18 protein-coding genes are annotated in these 15,671 nt (G+C 71.7%); 10 read left to right on the plus strand and 8 right to left on the minus strand.

Features of this window, described 5'->3' with window-relative positions:
• Window positions 1-135: 135 nt before the first annotated feature.
• Window positions 136-825 carry a copper homeostasis protein CutC gene (locus ACIQ8J_RS24540; protein WP_403274556.1) on the minus strand — a complete coding sequence of 230 codons (690 nt, stop codon included), beginning with the start codon at window positions 823-825 and terminating at the stop codon, window positions 136-138.
• A 286-nt stretch (window positions 826-1,111) separates the two neighbouring features.
• Between ACIQ8J_RS24540 and ACIQ8J_RS24545 the strand changes: the two genes are divergently transcribed.
• The 4 genes from ACIQ8J_RS24545 (at window position 1,112) to ACIQ8J_RS24560 (ending at window position 6,298) form a co-directional block, all read left to right on the plus strand.
• Window positions 1,112-3,379, plus strand: a complete 2,268-nt coding sequence (locus tag ACIQ8J_RS24545; protein WP_403274554.1) for a heavy metal translocating P-type ATPase — start codon at window positions 1,112-1,114, stop codon at window positions 3,377-3,379.
• 399 nt (window positions 3,380-3,778) lie between these two features.
• The gene (locus ACIQ8J_RS24550) at window positions 3,779-4,426 is read left to right on the plus strand and encodes a hypothetical protein (protein ID WP_403274553.1); all 648 of its coding nucleotides are present in this window, start codon (window positions 3,779-3,781) and stop codon (window positions 4,424-4,426) included.
• A 52-nt stretch (window positions 4,427-4,478) separates the two neighbouring features.
• Window positions 4,479-5,006: a GNAT family N-acetyltransferase gene (locus ACIQ8J_RS24555; protein WP_403274552.1), complete on the plus strand. Its 528-nt coding sequence runs from the start codon at window positions 4,479-4,481 to the stop codon at window positions 5,004-5,006.
• Window positions 5,007-5,092: 86 nt separating this feature from the next.
• Window positions 5,093-6,298, plus strand: coding sequence for a Cmx/CmrA family chloramphenicol efflux MFS transporter (locus ACIQ8J_RS24560; RefSeq protein ID WP_403274567.1), 1,206 nt, complete (start codon window positions 5,093-5,095; stop codon window positions 6,296-6,298).
• An 85-nt stretch (window positions 6,299-6,383) separates the two neighbouring features.
• On the opposite strand, the gene ACIQ8J_RS24565 is transcribed toward ACIQ8J_RS24560, so the two are convergent.
• From ACIQ8J_RS24565 to ACIQ8J_RS24575, 3 genes are all read right to left on the minus strand, one after another.
• Complete coding sequence (locus ACIQ8J_RS24565) at window positions 6,384-6,587, minus strand: cold-shock protein (RefSeq protein WP_403274551.1); 204 nt, start codon at window positions 6,585-6,587, stop codon at window positions 6,384-6,386.
• A gap of 244 nt (window positions 6,588-6,831) precedes the next feature.
• Window positions 6,832-7,098, minus strand: coding sequence for a DUF4031 domain-containing protein (locus ACIQ8J_RS24570; RefSeq protein WP_403274550.1), 267 nt, complete (start codon window positions 7,096-7,098; stop codon window positions 6,832-6,834).
• On the minus strand, window positions 7,095-7,454 hold the full coding sequence (locus ACIQ8J_RS24575; protein ID WP_053724152.1) for a hypothetical protein: 360 nt from the start codon (window positions 7,452-7,454) through the stop codon (window positions 7,095-7,097). The genes ACIQ8J_RS24570 and ACIQ8J_RS24575 overlap by 4 nt, the downstream gene beginning before the upstream one ends.
• A 109-nt stretch (window positions 7,455-7,563) precedes the next feature.
• Here ACIQ8J_RS24575 and ACIQ8J_RS24580 point away from each other — a divergent pair, with 109 nt between their 5' ends.
• From ACIQ8J_RS24580 to ACIQ8J_RS24590, 3 genes are all read left to right on the plus strand, one after another.
• Window positions 7,564-8,490 (plus strand): MurR/RpiR family transcriptional regulator, encoded by a 927-nt coding sequence (locus tag ACIQ8J_RS24580; protein ID WP_403274548.1) that lies wholly within the window; start codon window positions 7,564-7,566, stop codon window positions 8,488-8,490.
• Window positions 8,491-8,558: 68 nt separating this feature from the next.
• Complete coding sequence (gene murQ / locus ACIQ8J_RS24585) at window positions 8,559-9,497, plus strand: N-acetylmuramic acid 6-phosphate etherase (protein WP_403274546.1); 939 nt, start codon at window positions 8,559-8,561, stop codon at window positions 9,495-9,497.
• A 106-nt stretch (window positions 9,498-9,603) separates the two neighbouring features.
• Complete coding sequence (locus tag ACIQ8J_RS24590) at window positions 9,604-11,073, plus strand: PTS transporter subunit EIIC (protein WP_403274544.1); 1,470 nt, start codon at window positions 9,604-9,606, stop codon at window positions 11,071-11,073.
• Window positions 11,074-11,082: 9 nt separating this feature from the next.
• Here the strand turns inward: ACIQ8J_RS24590 and ACIQ8J_RS24595 are convergent, their stop codons facing one another.
• Window positions 11,083-11,496 (minus strand): winged helix-turn-helix transcriptional regulator, encoded by a 414-nt coding sequence (locus ACIQ8J_RS24595; protein ID WP_403274543.1) that lies wholly within the window; start codon window positions 11,494-11,496, stop codon window positions 11,083-11,085.
• A 137-nt stretch (window positions 11,497-11,633) separates the two neighbouring features.
• Between ACIQ8J_RS24595 and ACIQ8J_RS24600 the strand changes: the two genes are divergently transcribed.
• Window positions 11,634-12,446, plus strand: coding sequence for an NAD(P)H-binding protein (locus tag ACIQ8J_RS24600; protein ID WP_403274542.1), 813 nt, complete (start codon window positions 11,634-11,636; stop codon window positions 12,444-12,446).
• A gap of 112 nt (window positions 12,447-12,558) precedes the next feature.
• Here ACIQ8J_RS24600 and ACIQ8J_RS24605 read toward each other — a convergent pair whose 3' ends face one another.
• Window positions 12,559-13,155 (minus strand): Uma2 family endonuclease, encoded by a 597-nt coding sequence (locus tag ACIQ8J_RS24605; RefSeq protein ID WP_403274541.1) that lies wholly within the window; start codon window positions 13,153-13,155, stop codon window positions 12,559-12,561.
• A 158-nt stretch (window positions 13,156-13,313) separates the two neighbouring features.
• On the minus strand, window positions 13,314-13,523 hold the full coding sequence (locus ACIQ8J_RS24610; RefSeq protein WP_403274539.1) for a hypothetical protein: 210 nt from the start codon (window positions 13,521-13,523) through the stop codon (window positions 13,314-13,316).
• Window positions 13,524-13,641: 118 nt separating this feature from the next.
• Here ACIQ8J_RS24610 and ACIQ8J_RS24615 point away from each other — a divergent pair, with 118 nt between their 5' ends.
• Window positions 13,642-14,481: a Scr1 family TA system antitoxin-like transcriptional regulator gene (locus ACIQ8J_RS24615; protein WP_403274537.1), complete on the plus strand. Its 840-nt coding sequence runs from the start codon at window positions 13,642-13,644 to the stop codon at window positions 14,479-14,481.
• On the plus strand, window positions 14,465-14,725 hold the full coding sequence (locus tag ACIQ8J_RS24620; protein ID WP_403274535.1) for a DUF397 domain-containing protein: 261 nt from the start codon (window positions 14,465-14,467) through the stop codon (window positions 14,723-14,725). The genes ACIQ8J_RS24615 and ACIQ8J_RS24620 overlap by 17 nt, the downstream gene beginning before the upstream one ends.
• Window positions 14,726-14,767: 42 nt before the next feature.
• Here ACIQ8J_RS24620 and ACIQ8J_RS24625 read toward each other — a convergent pair whose 3' ends face one another.
• Window positions 14,768-15,523 carry a DUF4097 family beta strand repeat-containing protein gene (locus ACIQ8J_RS24625; protein ID WP_403274534.1) on the minus strand — a complete coding sequence of 252 codons (756 nt, stop codon included), beginning with the start codon at window positions 15,521-15,523 and terminating at the stop codon, window positions 14,768-14,770.
• Window positions 15,524-15,671 lie beyond the last annotated feature (148 nt).

Here is a 15,671-nt window from a genome sequence, read left to right on the forward strand (position 1 = left end):
GCCCCCCCCCCCCGGGCCCGCGCCCGCCCCCCCCCCCCCCCCCCCGCCCCCCCCCCCCCCCCCCCCCCCGCCCCCCCCCCAAACCCCCCCCCCCACCGGGGGGGGGGGGGGGAAAACACCCCCCCCCCACCCCCGCTACGCGTCAAGCGCCGCGCGCCACTCCGCGACAGCCCCCGCGTCAACGGGCGCCCCCCACCCGCGAGGCCGAGACGCCCCGCCGATGTGGACCGCGTCAATACCCGCGGCCCGCAACACCGGCAGGTGCGAGAGCCGCAGCCCGCCCCCCACCAGAATCCGCGGCTCGTAGCCCGGCTCGCCGCGCAGCCCCGCCTCCGCCAGCAGGACGGGCAGCCCGTCGTCCACGCCCAGCGCCGATCCCGCCGTCAGATACGTGTCGAGGCCGGGCAGCCCGGCCAGTTCCTTGCGGAGGGCGTCGCGGGAGGAGGCCCGGTCGATGGCCCGGTGGAAGGTCCAGCGGCACCCGGACAGCGCGGAGGCGAGCGCGCGTACCGCCACCATGTCGGGGCCCCCGGTCTCGTCGAGGAAGCCCAGCACGAATTCGTCCGCGCCCTCGGCCCGCAGCGCCTCGGCATCCCGTACCAGCGCGTCGACGTCACCCGCCGCGAACCCGTCCGCCGACCGCAGCATCACGCGCAGCGGGATGCCGACCGCGGCCCGGATCGCCGCGAAGGTCTCCAGGGGCGGGGTCAGCCCGTCGGCCGCCATGTCGGTGACCAGCTCAAGGCGGTCCGCCCCGCCGGCCTGGGCCGCGACGGCGTCCTGCGCGTCGAGCGCGATCACCTCAAGCAGTGCACGGTTGCTCATCTGACCCCATTCCTCCGTCACCCGGGCCCAGCTCGGCCCAATAGGTCTAGTCCATTGACTACCCTACGCCGCGGAATGCCCGCCCACGTGGACGGTAAACGCGGCCGTTCGGACCTGTCCGCCGTGCCGGCCCGTACGCCCAGCTCCGGTCGACATACCCCCAGGGGGTACAAAGCCAAGGCCGGGGCAACCCTTGCATCCAATACACCCCGGGGGTATACATGGGGTTGGGCAATACCCCCAGGGGGTATAAGCTCGGGGAACCGTCCTACGAGGAGCAGCAGCCATGACCACCACCACGCCCGGCGCCGCCGACGTCGAACTCGCCATCGGCGGCATGACCTGCGCCTCGTGCGCGGCCCGGATCGAGAAGAAGCTCAACCGCATGGACGGGGTCGAGGCCACCGTCAACTACGCCACCGAGAAGGCGAAGGTCACCTTCCGCGAGGACGTGTCCGTCGCCGACCTGATCGCCACCGTCGAGGCGACCGGCTACACCGCCGAGGAGCCCGCGCCCCCGCGGTCCGCATCCGGATCCGGATCCGACGGCGGCGGTGCCGAGCCCGCCGACGAACTGCGGCCGTTGCGCCGGCGATTGCTGACGGCGGTCGCCCTCGCCGTGCCGGTCATCGCGATGTCGATGGCCCCGGCCCTCCAGTTCGAGTACTGGCAGTGGCTCTCGCTCACCCTGACCGCGCCGGTCGTGACGTACGCCGCCTGGCCCTTCCACAAGGCCGCCTGGACCAACGCCAGGCACGGCGCGGCGACCATGGACACACTGATCTCGGTCGGCACGTCGGCCGCGTTCCTGTGGTCGGTGTGGGCCCTGTTCTTCGGCACGGCCGGGATGCCGGGCATGACCCACCCCTTCGAGCTGACCATCGGCCGCTCGGACGGCGCGGGCAACATCTACCTGGAGGCCGCCGCCGGAGTCACCGCGTTCATCCTCGCGGGGCGCTACTTCGAGGCCCGCTCGAAGCGGAAGGCGGGCGCGGCCCTGAAGGCGCTGCTCGAACTGGGCGCCAAGGACGTGACGGTCGTACGCCCCGGCGGCGGCGAAGTCACCGTCCCCACCGCCGAGTTGAAGGTCGGCGACCGCTTCCTGGTCCGGCCGGGCGAGAAGATCGCCACCGACGGGACCGTGGTGGAGGGCAGCAGCGCGGTCGACGCGTCGATGCTCACGGGTGAGTCCGTACCCGTCGAGGTGGCCCCCGGCGACTCCGTCACCGGCGCCACCCTCAACGCGGGCGGGCGCCTGGTGGTCGAGGCCTCCCGCGTGGGCGCCGACACCCAACTGGCCCGGATGGCCAGGCTCGTCGAGGACGCCCAGAACGGCAAGGCCGCCGCCCAGCGGCTCGCCGACAGGATCTCGGCGGTCTTCGTACCGGTCGTGATCGGCCTCGCGCTCGCCACCCTCGGCTTCTGGCTCTGGAACGGTTCGGGCATCACCGCCGCCTTCACCGCCGCCGTCGCCGTACTGATCATCGCCTGCCCGTGCGCCCTGGGCCTGGCCACCCCGACCGCCCTCATGGTCGGTACGGGCCGGGGCGCCCAGCTCGGCATCCTGATCAAGGGCCCGGAGGTCCTGGAGACCACCCGCAAGGTCGACACGATCGTCCTGGACAAGACGGGCACGGTCACGACCGGCCGGATGACCCTGCTCGCCGTGCACACCGCAGGCACTGCGGACGAGGCCGAAGTCCTGCGCCTGGCCGGCGCGTTGGAGCACTCCTCGGAGCACCCCGTCGCCCGCGCCGTCGCCGACGGGGCCGCGGCCAGGGTCGGTACGCTGCCGGCCCCCGAGGACTTCGCGAACATCGCCGGGCTCGGCGTGCAGGGCATCGTGGACGGGCACGCGGTCCTGGTCGGCCGCGAGAAGCTGCTGGAAGAGTGGGCGATGGAACTGACCCCCGCCTTGAAGGAGGCGAAGGCGAAGGCCGAGGCGGCGGGACGCACCGCCATCGCGGTCGCCTGGGACGGCGAGGCCCGCGCGGTCCTCGAAGTGGCCGACGCGGTCAAGGAGACCAGCCCCGAGGCCATCAGGCGCCTGCGCGCACTCGGCCTCACCCCGATCCTGCTGACCGGCGACAACAGGGCGGTCGCGGAGGCGGTCGCGGCCGAGGTGGGCATCGAGCAGATCTACGCCGAGGTCATGCCGCAGGACAAGGTCGACGTGGTCAAGTCCCTTCAGGCGCAGGGCCGTTCGGTCGCCATGGTCGGCGACGGCGTGAACGACGCGGCCGCCCTGGCGCAGGCCGACCTGGGCCTGGCGATGGGTACGGGTACGGATGCCGCGATCGAGGCGGGCGACCTCACGCTGGTACGGGGCGACCTGCGGGCGGCGGCGGATGCGATCCGCCTCGCGCGCAAGACCCTCGGCACCATCAAGTCGAACCTGTTCTGGGCCTTCGCCTACAACGTGGCCGCCCTGCCGCTGGCGGCGGCGGGCCTCCTGAACCCCATGATCGCGGGCGCGGCGATGGCCTTCTCGTCGGTCTTCGTGGTAGCCAACTCCCTCCGCCTCCGAGGCTTCCAGCCCATCGCGAACAACTGACCACCCCTACCACCACCCCCGCCCCGCCCCAGCCCCCACCTGCGGCGGGCCCCCCTCTCCCACCCGCCCACCCGTTCGGCCGGATGGGAAGGCTGGGCCACCGGTGGATGGTCGCCCGCCATTGGCGGCCATCGGCCCGCAGCCGCCACCGGCGAGCACCGCTCACGGGTGCCCAGCCATCCGAGCGGGCAGAACGGGCGGGGTGGGAAAGAGGCCCGCCAGAGGCGGGCGCCCACGCACGAGCGGCCGGCCGCCAACGGCGGGCAACCCCCCACAGGCGGCCCAGCCTCCCGACCCGGCCGAACGGGCGGGCGGGCGGGCGGGAGAGGCGCACCCCACCCGCCCCGCGGCCGACGCGCACCGCGGAATCCCCCGAACCACCCCCGCTACGCTCACCGCATGCCGCACAACAATCCCCTCCGCGCCCGTTGGCGATCCGCACTGCTCGGAGCCCGCCCCGCCCGCGACGGCGGCCCGGACCCGGACCCGTACGGCGAGAACCTCCTGGCCCGCTGGGCCGAACCCCAGCGCCGCTACCACGACACCGCCCACCTCACCGCCGTCCTCGACCGCATCGACGTACTGGAGCGGTACGCGGACGACCCGGACCTCGTCCGTCTCGCCGCCTGGTTCCACGACGCCGTCTACCTCCCGGACCGGTCCGAGAACGAGGAGCGCTCGGCCCGGCTCGCCGAACGCGCCCTGCCCGAGGCCGGTCTGAGCGCGCAGGCCACCGCCGAGGTCGCCCGCCTGGTACGCCTCACCGTCACCCACGCCCCCGCCGACGGCGACGCCAACGGCGCGGTCCTGTGCGACGCCGACCTCGCGATCCTGGCCGCCGCCCCCGACGCGTACGCCGCGTACACCGCCGCCGTACGCGAGGAGTACGCCTTCGTGCCGGACCCGGCGTTCCGGGCGGGCCGGGCGGACGTGCTGCGCCAACTCCTCGCGCTGCCAAGGCTGTTCCGCACCCCGTACGGAGAACGCGAGTGGGAGGCGGCCGCCCGCGCGAATCTCGGGGCGGAACTGGCCCTGCTCACCGCATAATCGGCCCGAGCCCACCGCTCGCCCCGCTCCCTCCGGAAAGCAGGTACCCCGCGTGCCCGTGACAGTCCAGGCCGACCGCGTCGCCCTCCACGAACTGACCCGCGCATCGGCGGCCGAGCTCCAGTCCGGCGGCTCCGGCGGCTGGGAGTGGGCGCCCGGCGGGCCGCACGAGGGCAGCCGTTTCGCCGCCGGGAAGATGCTGGCGGGCATGGCGGCCGGCCGGCACCTGACCGGCTGGGGCGCGTACGTCGTGATCCGTACCGAGGACAACCGCGCCATCGGCGGCATCGGCTTCCACGGCCCGCCGGAGGACGGCCGCGTCGAGGTCGGCTACGACCTCGCGGACTCCGCCCGCGGCCAGGGCTACGCGACCGAGTCCCTCAGGGCGCTGACCGCCTGGGCGCTGGCCCAGCCCGACGTCGAGACGGTGTACGCCACCACGGACGCGGACAACATCGCCTCGCAGCGCGTCCTGGAACGGGCGGGCTTCCGGCGCATCGGCGACACCCCGCGCCCGATCGCGGGCCGAGAGGCACAGCACCTCTTCGAACAGAGCACCTCCGAGACCCGGCGGGAATAGCAGAATCAGCCATGGCGTTGGCACCCGATATGCCCGCCGACGCCATACCCGCGCCCGACGCCCCCGCAGCCACCCCCTCCTCGCGCATGCCGCTGGCCGTCTACATCCTCGGCCTGTCCGTCTTCGCGCTCGGCACGAGTGAGTTCATGCTCACCGGGCTGCTTCCGTCCATCGCGGACGACATGCACGTGTCGATTCCGCAGGCGGGCCTGCTGATCTCGGCCTTCGCGATCGGCATGGTGGTCGGCGCCCCGCTGCTCGCGGTGGCCACGCTGCGCCTGCCGCCCCGCACCACCCTGATCGCGCTGATCTCGGTCTTCGGCCTGGGCCAGGTCGCCGGTGCGCTGGCCCCGAACTACGCCCTTCTCTTCACCTCGCGGGTCGTGTCCGCGCTGGCCTGCGCCGGGTTCTGGGCGGTCGGCGCGGCGGTCGCCATCGCGATGGTCCCGGTGAACGCGCGGGCCCGCGCGATGGCCGTCATGATCGGCGGCCTATCGATCGCGAACGTACTCGGCGTGCCGCTGGGCGCGGTGCTCGGTGACAGCCTGGGCTGGCGTTCGGCGTTCTGGGCGGTCGGCGCGGCCTCCGCGATCGCGCTGGCCGGCATCGCGACCCGCATCCCGCGCATCCCGCTCCCCGCCGAGAAGCCCCAGCTCAGCCGCGAGCTGCGGATCTACCGCGACCCGCAGGTGCTGCTCTCGGTCGCCATCACCGCGCTCGCGGCGGGTGGCGTGTTCTGTGCGTTCAGCTACCTCAAGCCGCTCCTCACGGATGTCGCGCACCTGGACCCGGGCTGGGTCCCGGCCGTCCTCGGCCTGTTCGGCGTGGGCGCGCTGGTCGGTACGACGATCGGCGGCCGGGTCGCCGACGCGCACCTCTTCGGCGTGCTGCTCAGCGGCATCACGGCCTCGACGGTGTTCCTGGTCGCGCTCGCCCTGTTCGCCTCGACGCCCGCCGTCGCGATCACGCTGTCGTTCCTGATCGGCTGCTCGGCGTTCTACACGGCGCCCGCGCTCAACGCCCGCATGTTCAACGTCGGCGGCGCCGCCCCGACGCTGGCCGGCGCGACGACGACCTCGTCCTTCAACCTGGGCAACACCGCGGGCCCCTGGCTCGGCGGCCTCGTGATCAGCGCGAACCTCGGCTTCGCCGCCACCGCCTGGGCGGGCGCCGCGATGACGGTCCTCGCCATCGCCCTGGTCACCGTCTCCCTGCGGCTGCACAACTCCCCCTCCCGCGTGGTCGCCCGCTCCACCGACCAGGTGCCTGCCGAACCGCGCGTGCACGTCTAGCGGGGACAGCAGCGGATACGAGCGGGACACGGCAAAGGCGCCCCGCACCCTTGAAGGGGTGCGGGGCGCCTGGGTGTTCGTCAGGTCAGGCCGGGGTGACGTTCTCGGCCTGCGGACCCTTCGGGCCCTGCGTGACGTCGAAGGAGACCTGCTGGTTCTCCTGGAGCTCGCGGAAGCCCGTGGTGTTGATCGCGGAGTAGTGCACGAAGACGTCGGGGCCGCCGCCGTCCTGCGCGATGAAACCGAAGCCCTTTTCGGCGTTGAACCACTTCACGGTGCCGGTAGCCATCTGTTTCCCCTGTCGAGGATCGCGGGGCACTGGCTTGTCAGTGCCCCTGGGTAGGTGATCGCCCTGGTCCTCGGACATTGCTGCACAGCAGGACGCCCACGGCGTAAACCGCGGGCGCTGAGACTTCGGAACCACGACTACTGGCAAGGAAGTTAGCCGATCCGCAGTCGTCTGGCTACGGGCCGCAGCCGAACCGGTGAAAGTTCCGGCCGGCGCGTGATCCGGCCCGGCCGGACGGACCGGCTCAGGCGGGCCGCCCCTTCGGCCTGCGCAGCCCCGCCGCCGTGAGACGGCGTACGAGCTCCTTCGAGCCGATCTCCACCGCCCCTGCCCGCACCGCCTCCGCGTAGTGCTGCGACGGCACGTCGTAGTGGTCGCGCTCGAAGGCGCGCGGCGGGCACCCGATGGACGCCGCGAAGGTGTGCAGTTCCTCGTACGAGACGTCGCTGACCAGGTGCGACCACAGGCGGCCGTGGCCCGGCCAGGTCGGCGGGTCTATGTAGAGCGTCATCCGCCGAGTCCGCCGACCGGGGCGACCACGACGCCCGCCTTGCCGCACACCCAGTGCGGGTCGGGCCCGAGCTCCGGTTCCACGTCGAGCGCGTGCGGATCGCCCGCGTCGCACACCGGGCACAGCGGCCAGCGGCCGTACCGCTCAAGGAGCGCGTCCTGTACGTCCTGGGCGACGAGGCCCGCGACGTACTCCGTGCCCTCGGGCCACTGCTCGACCCACCAGCGCCGGTGCGTCACCGCGTCCTCGACCAGCGAGACGACATCAGCGTGCGCCACGTCGCGCGCCGCCAGATCCGCCAGGACCAGGGCGCGGGCCGCGTGCAGTGCTTGCTCCAGGGGCTGTACGTCGTCCATGCACCCCATTGTCACCCCACCGGCACCACGGCCCAACGGGACCAAGGGCCCGGCGCCGGAGGGACCGAAGGGGGTTGACCGGAGAACGTCCCGAAAATATCTTTCAAGAGTGACCAATGACGTGAAGGAAAGTTTCAGCGGCGGCGCCCCGCCCGCGCCGGCGGCCCTCGCCGCCAAGGTGCGCACGCTCGCGCCGTCCATGACCCGCTCCATGCAGCGGGTCGCCGAAGCCGTGGCCGGCGACCCGGCCGGCTGCGCGGCCCTCACGGTCACCGGCCTCGCCGAGCTCACCGGCACCAGCGAGGCCACCGTGGTGCGCACCGCCCGCCTCCTCGGCTACCCCGGCTACCGGGACCTGCGCCTCGCGCTCGCCGGGCTCGCCGCCCAGCAGCAGTCGGGCCGGGCCCCCGCGGTCACCGCCGACATAGCCGTCGACGACCCGATCGCGGACGTGGTCGCCAAGCTCGCCTACGACGAGCAGCAGACCCTCGCCGACACCGCGGCCGCCCTCGACACCGTCCAACTCGGCGCCGCAGTCGCCGCGTTGGCGGCCGCCCGGCGCATCGACGTCTACGGGGTGGGCGCCTCCTCGCTGGTCGGCCAGGACCTCGCGCAGAAGCTGCTGCGCATCGGCCTCATCGCGCACGCCCACACCGACCCGCACCTCGCCGTCACCAACGCCGTGCAGCTCCGCTCCGGCGACGCGGCGGTCGCGATCACCCACTCCGGGTCCACCGGCGACGTCATCGAGCCGCTGCGGGTCGCCTTCGACCACGGCGCCACCACGATCGCGATCACCGGCCGCCCCGACGGTCCGATATCGCAGTACGCCGACCACGTCCTGACCACCTCCACGGCCCGCGAGAGCGAACTGCGCCCGGCCGCGATGTCGTCCCGGACGAGTCAACTCCTCGTCGTGGACTGCCTGTTCATCGGCGTCGCACAGCGCACCTACGAAACGGCGGCCCCGGCCCTCGCCGCCTCGTACGAGGCCCTGGCCCACCGGCACAACCCCCGTACCAGACAGGCCCGTTGACCAGCCGCAAAAAGATGTGAAGCCGTACGCACGGGTTCACGAGAACACGAGAAAGAGCCGCCGTCACCATGACCATCCAGGACTACGCCGAGCTCCGCGCCCAGCTGGCCACCCTCACCACCGAGGCGTTCCGGCCCGAGCTCGCGGAGATCGACCAGCTGCCGACCGCCGAGATCGCGCGGATCATGAACGGCGAGGACGCCACCGTCCCCGCCGCCGTGGCGGAGCGGCTCCCGGCCATCGCGGCCGCCATCGACGCCACGGCCGCGCGGATGGCGCGCGGCGGCCGGCTCGTCTACGCGGGCGCCGGCACGGCCGGGCGGCTCGGCGTCCTCGACGCGAGCGAGTGCCCGCCGACGTTCAACACCGACCCCTCCGAGGTCGTCGGGCTGATCGCGGGCGGCCCGTCCGCGCTGGTCAAGGCCGTCGAAGGCGCCGAGGACTCACAGCAGTTGGCGGCCGAGGACCTGGACGCGCTGCGGCTGACCGGCCTCGACACCGTGGTCGGCATCTCCGCCTCGGGCCGCACCCCGTACGCGATCGGCGCGGTCGAGCACGCCCGTTCGCTCGGGGCGCTCACCATCGGCCTGTCCTGCAACGCGGGCAGCGCGCTTGCGGCGGCCGCCGAACACGGCATCGAGATCGTGGTGGGCCCCGAACTGCTCACCGGATCAACGAGGTTGAAGTCCGGCACGGCCCAGAAGCTCGTCCTCAACATGATCTCGACGATCACCATGATCCGGCTCGGCAAGACCTACGGAAACCTGATGGTCGACGTACGGGCCTCCAACGCGAAGCTGCGCGCCCGCTCCCGCCGCATCGTGGCACTGGCGACCGGCGCGGACGACACGGAGATCGAGGCCGCGCTCGCCGCCACGGACGGCGAGGTGAAGAACGCGATCCTGGTCATCCTGGGCGGGGTCGGGGGCTCGACGGCGGCGCGCCTGCTGAACGAGACGGGCGGCCACTTGCGCACAGCGCTGGACGCGGCCCGTACGCCCCACTGAATCCGGCACGACCCGCTCACGCCGGAAGCACCGCACAACTCGTCGTTCCGCACGGCTCGCCGTTACCGCACGGCTCGTCGTTACCGCACAGCAAGGCACCAGCGCCATGGCACCAGAGAACAAGAACCGCGTCACCGCCGCCGCGATCCTCCCGCTCGTCGGCGGTGCCGGGAACATCGACTCGATCGCCCACTGCATGACCCGCCTCCGCCTCGGCCTCAAGGACCGCGCCCTGGTCCAGGACGAGGCGTTGAAGGCGGTGCCGGCGGTGATGGGCGTCGTGGAGGACGACACGTATCAGATCGTGCTCGGTCCGGGCACGGTCGCCCGGGTGGCCCCGGAGTTCGAGGCGCTGATGGCGGAGGGACGGCCCCAACACCCGTCCACAGCAGAGGAGTTGGCGGCGAAGGGCGCCGAACTGAGGGCGGCGCGGAAGGCGAGGAACGCAACGCCCGTCAAACTGCTCCTCCGCCGCATCGCGAACATCTTCGTCCCGCTGATCCCGGCGCTGATCGGCTGCGGCATCATCGCGGGCCTGGGCGGCCTGCTGGTGAACCTGGGTTGGCTGACCGGCGTGACCCCGGCGCTGTCGGCCGTCGCATCGGGCTTCATGGCACTGATCGCGGTGTTCGTCGGCTTCAACACGGCGAAGGAGTTCGGCGGCACACCGGTCCTGGGCGGCGCGGTCGCCGCGATCATCGTCTTCCCCGGCGTGGCGAAGATCGACGCCTTCGGCCAGCCGCTCTCCCCCGGCCAGGGCGGAGTACTGGGCGCGCTGGGCGCGGCGGTCCTCGCGGTGTACGTCGAGAAGTGGTGCCGCCGCTGGGTCCCCGAGTCCCTGGACGTACTGGTGACTCCGACGCTGACGGTGCTGGTCTCGGGCCTGGTCACGCTGTACGGCCTGATGTTCCTGGCGGGCGAGGTCTCGACGGGCATCGGGCACGGCGCGAACTGGCTCCTGGACAACACCGGCGCGTTCGCGGGCCTGGTCCTGGGCGGCCTGTTCCTCCCGCTCGTCATGCTGGGCCTGCACCAGGCGCTGATCCCGATCCACACGACGCTCATCGAGCAGCAGGGCTACACGGTGCTGCTCCCCGTCCTGGCGATGGCGGGCGCGGGCCAGGTGGGGTGCGCGGTGGCGGTGTACGTACGGGCGAAGCGGAACGAGTCCCTCCGAGCCACCATCAAGTCGGCGCTCCCCGCAGGCCTCCTGGGCGTGGGCGAACCGCTGATCTACGGCGTCTCGCTCCCGCTCGGCCGCCCGTTCATCACCGCGTGCGCGGGCGGCGCGGCGGGCGGGGCGTTCGTGGGCCTGTTCTCGATGCTGGGCGACAAGGTGGGCTCCACGGCGATCGGCCCCTCCGGCTGGGCCCTGTTCCCCCTCCTCCAGGGCAACCACGGCCTGGGCACGACGATCGCGATCTACGCGGGCGGACTCCTTGTGGGCTACGCGGTGGGGTTCGCGGCCACGTACTGCTTCGGCTTCACTCGCCAGACGCTGGCGGACCTGAACACCCCGGAGCCGACGGCCCCGCCCTCCCCGACCTCCCGGACCGAGCAGCCGACGGCGGTTTAGCGACCCCGGTCAGCGGATTTCGGAGTCGGGGTGTCCGGCATCCCATTCCTGGCGGGCCCGCGCGATGGAGTCACGGTGCTCCGCCGACCAGTCGGCGAGGGCTTTCACCAGATGCGTGAGGCTGTGGCCCATCGCGGTGAGCTCGTACTCGACCTGCGGGGGAACCGTCGGGTACACGGTCCGGGCCACCAGCCCGTCCCGTTCCAGACGGCGCACCGTGAGTGTCAGCATCCGCTGCGAGATCCCCGGGACGGCACGCTGCAACTGCCGGAACCGGCGTACGCCCTGGGCGAGTTCGACCACGACCAGAACCGACCACTTGTCGCCGATCCGGTCGAGTACGTCGCGGATCCCGCAGTCCTGGTGCTCGTCCCCGCAGCTGACCACGGGGGCGGCGGTTACCTCCGTGTGCCCCACTGACATCAAAGTGCCTCCTTACGCCCGCTGCCGCGGACCCGCAGGATGTTCCTGGTTACCGAAGAGAACCTATCTGAACCGCCCCGAACCTCCCCGAACCCGTCTGTCACCTATCTGACACCTATCTGAATGCGGAGATCCTGATGCTCCTGGTCACCGGCGCCGCAGGCGCCTTGGGCACGCTGGTCGCAGAGCGGCTGTCTGGGCGCGATGACGTCGTCCTCGGCACGCGCGATCCGGAGCAGACGCGGGCCCCGCTGCCGGTCCGCCACATCGACTTCGACGTCCCGGACACCCTCGCGACGGGCTTCGCGGGGGTGGATGTGCTGCTGATGATCTCCGCGGGTTATGGAGAGGACGACGCCGTCATCACCCGGCACGGCGCCGCGATCGACGCCGCGGAGAAGGCGGGGGTGGGCCATGTCGTCTATACGAGCCTGACCGCCGATGGCGACCACCTGCCATACGCCCTGCCGCACCGCTGGACCGAGCAGCGGCTTGAGCGGAGCAGCATGGAGTGGACCATCCTGCGCAACGGCCTCTACGCGGAGCTGCTGGCCTGGCTCGCGGCACCGTCGCCGGACGGGCGGATCACCGCCCCGCTCGGCGAGGGGCGGCTGGCCGCTGTCGCACGCGCGGACCTGGCGGACGCCGCGGTGCGCGTGGCGCTGACGGCATCTGCGCACGCGGGACGCGTCTACGAACTCGTCGGCGAGGAAACCGTCGGCGGCGCGGACCTGGCGAAGGCGCACGGCCCGCACGTCGCGTACGAACCGCAGACACTCGCCCAGGCCCGCGCCCGCCTCGCCGCCTCCGGCGCCGAGCCGTTCCAGGTACCGATGCTGGTCGGCACCTACTCCGCGATCGCCGCCGGATTCATGTCCCGAACCGGAGACGAGCTGCGCCAACTCCTCGGCCGCGCACCCCGTTCCGCCCTCGCGACGGCCGTCGCGTAGCCGAGCGGAGCACCATGCGGCGCACGGACACCGCCACCGCGAAGAGCGCCCTGACCACCGCACGCCGGAATCGGCACGGGCACCATCGCCCCAGAACTCGGGCTGAAGCAGCTCAGCGCGGGAATGCCGCCGTATCGAGCGCCGAGAAGAACGGTTCGGGGAAGGCGACGGCCCTGCCGAACGGCACCGGATCGTCGCGCTTGTACACCCCGCCCTCCGGCTCCGTGAACAGCGTCGCCATGGGCCCTCGTGCGTCGAACCGATCGATGAGCAGATACGCGGGGACCGGCGCATGGGCATATGCCCACAGCTTCTTGGTCCGGTCGTCCTTCGCATTGCTCTTCGAGGCGATCTCCACCACCAGCAGCGTGTCGGCGCCGTCGACGGGCAGCGGGTCCTCACCCGCATCGGCAGCCCGCTGCGCCAGCTCCGCCCGCTCGAAGACGACCAGATCGGGAACGTACAGCTTGCCCAGGCTCGCAATGTGCACACCGAGTGTCTGATAGAGCCCGTAACCGTCGGGCAGGCACCGGTACAGCCACTGCGACACCAGGTCGGCAATGAGGTTGTGGCCGCTGCTGGGGGGTGGAACCACGATGATCCGGCCCTCGTCGATTTCGGCCCGCCAACCGTCGGGCACGTCCATGTCCTGCCAGGCCTTAAGCAGGCGTCCCCACTGGGAGCCGCCCTCCAGCACTTCAGCGGTCACCGCGGACCTCCCGATCTCGGCCTCACACGACGTGAACGTACCGGCACTCATCAGGCCCGGCGCCCACATTCCTCAGCCTCCCACGATCGTGTGAGCAGTGCAGCAATCGGGCGCCGGACCACGGCAACCTCCCCCTCCGATTCAGCTCCGGCACCCCCTCACGTCGTCCCCAGCACCGCCACCAGCCGCAGCGCCATGTCCAGGTTGCAGCGCCCCAGGTCCACGAGCGGGAACAGCACCTCCCCCGCGCACGTCAGCGGGTCGATCCGCAACGACGGCAGCACCACCCCGGCCCGCGCCAGACCCTCCCGCAGCTGCTCCACGGCCTCCTCCACCGCTCGGACCCGCTCCATAGCCGTCAGCGCCATCTCTCTTGTCCTCCCGCACACCGAGTGTTCTACTTTCCTCACCCAGCGTGGCGAACTCCCGCTAGCCTGACTACCGACGGCAACCCAACAACCCCGCCTGTTCCTGAGGGAGTTGCCCATGTCAGGCCCCAAGAACCTCGACCCATCCTCCTCTCCCCGCGCCCTCCTCGGCGCCGAACTCCGCTTCGCCCGCGAGAGATCCGGCCTCACCCAGGACGAACTCGGCCAGCCCCTCTTCGTCTCCGGATCCTTCATCGGCCAACTCGAATCCGGCACCCGCCGCATGCACCTCGAATACGCCCGCCAGATCGACCAGATCCTGGGCACCGAGAGCTTCTTCGCCCGCAACTGCGTCGCCGCCGCCAAGTCCAAGTACCCCGACCACTTCGCCGAAGCGGCGGAGGCCGAAGCCGTCGCCACCACGATCCGGGAGTACGCCCCTCTTCTCATCCCGGGCTTGCTTCAGACCGAGGCGTACGCGCGGGCCGTGTTCCGCGCCTACCAGCCCACCGCCCCGGAGGCGGTCATCGATGAGCTGGTGGCGGCTCGGCTGGAGCGCGCGCAGATCCTCGATGATCCAACAACCCCCCTGTTGTGGGCAGTAATTGACGAGGCCGTACTGAGGAGGGAGGTCGGCGGCCCCGCAGTGATGGCCGAAGCCCTGGCCCACATCGCCGCCCTCGGCTTCCGACACCGGATCATCGTCCAGGTACTTGAGTTCGGAGCGGGGGCACATGCAGCTCTGAACGGCTCCCTCAAGTTGATGAGCTTCGAGGACGCGCCTCCGCTCGCCTACCTTCAAGGCTTGGGCACCGGACGGCTTCAAGACGATCCCGCCACAGTCGCCCGCCACGAACTGACCTACGATCTACTCGGGGCCAGCGCACTGTCACCTCAACAATCCCTGGCCCTGATCAAATCAGTGGCGGAGGATTACGCCCATGAGGATCAGCCCTGAGTACGACCTGAGCAATGCCACCTGGCACAAGTCCAGCTACAGCGACGCCAGCGGAGGCGACTGCCTCGAAATGGCCCGCTGGCGCAAGTCCACCTACAGCGGGGGCGACGGCGGCGACTGCCTCGAAGTGGCCGACGACCAGCTCGACTTCATACCCGTCCGGGATTCGAAGAACCCGGACGGGCCCGTGCTCGTGTTCCCCGCCGGCGCCTGGTCGGCGTTCGTCGCGGGCGTACGGGCCTGAGGGACCGAGGGGGCTCGGGGCGCAAGTCCCGGGCCGCTGGGGCTACTTGGTGGACTTCAGCGTGATCGCGCCGTTGCTGGTGGTCAGGTCCAGGTGGTGGGCGGCGGACGGGCTGTCCGCGATGCCGATGTTCTTGTTGCCCTTGCTGGTCTGCGCGGAGACGCGGTACGGGCCGGCCGGGGCGGTGACGCTGATGCTGCCGTTGGACGTCTTCGCCCGGACGTCCTGCGCGACGGCCGGGGTGATGGAGATCGAGCCGTTGGAGGTCTGCGCCGTGATGCCCGCGCCCTTCAGGCCGCCGGCCTTGATCGCGCCGTTGGTGGTGTGGACGTCGACCGGTCCGCTCGCACCGTCCACGATGATCTCCCCGTTGCTGCTGGACACCTTCACCTCGCCCACCGCCGACAGCTTCATCGCGCCCGAGTGGGCCGAGCCGGTCACCGGGATCCCGGCCGGGACGTCGACCGTGTAGTCCACCGAGCACTGGGAGCCGCAGTCGCCGAGCACCAGAACGCCGTTCTCCACGCGGTACGTCGAGCCCTCCGGCTTCGTACCGCGGTACGAGACCTCACGGTGCAGGGACACCTTGGCGAGGCGCTTCTTGCCCCGGAGCCGTACGCCCCCGGACTCGGTGTCGATGCGTACCGAGGTGATCTTCTGCGAGACCGTGCTGTCGTCCTTGAACACCTTGTCGTTCAGCGTGTCGTTCAGCGTGTCGCACGCGCCCAGCGCGCCGACCGCGAGCGCGGTGACGGTCACGGCCGCGAGCGAGCGGAGACGCAGCTGTGTGGTGGTCATGAAAGTCCCCCGGGTGGGTGCCAGTTGGGGCGGTTCGGGATGCCGCCGTTGATCACCAACGTAACCGGGTCCGAAGGTCTCCCGCCATGAAGCCAGCACCCGTATCGCCCTTCGGCTTTTCAGTACCCCCTGGGTACTGAAAAGCCGA

Origin of the sequence: Streptomyces sp. NPDC094147 (assembly GCF_044764265.1) — a bacterium.
Taxonomy (GTDB): domain Bacteria; phylum Actinomycetota; class Actinomycetes; order Streptomycetales; family Streptomycetaceae; genus Streptomyces.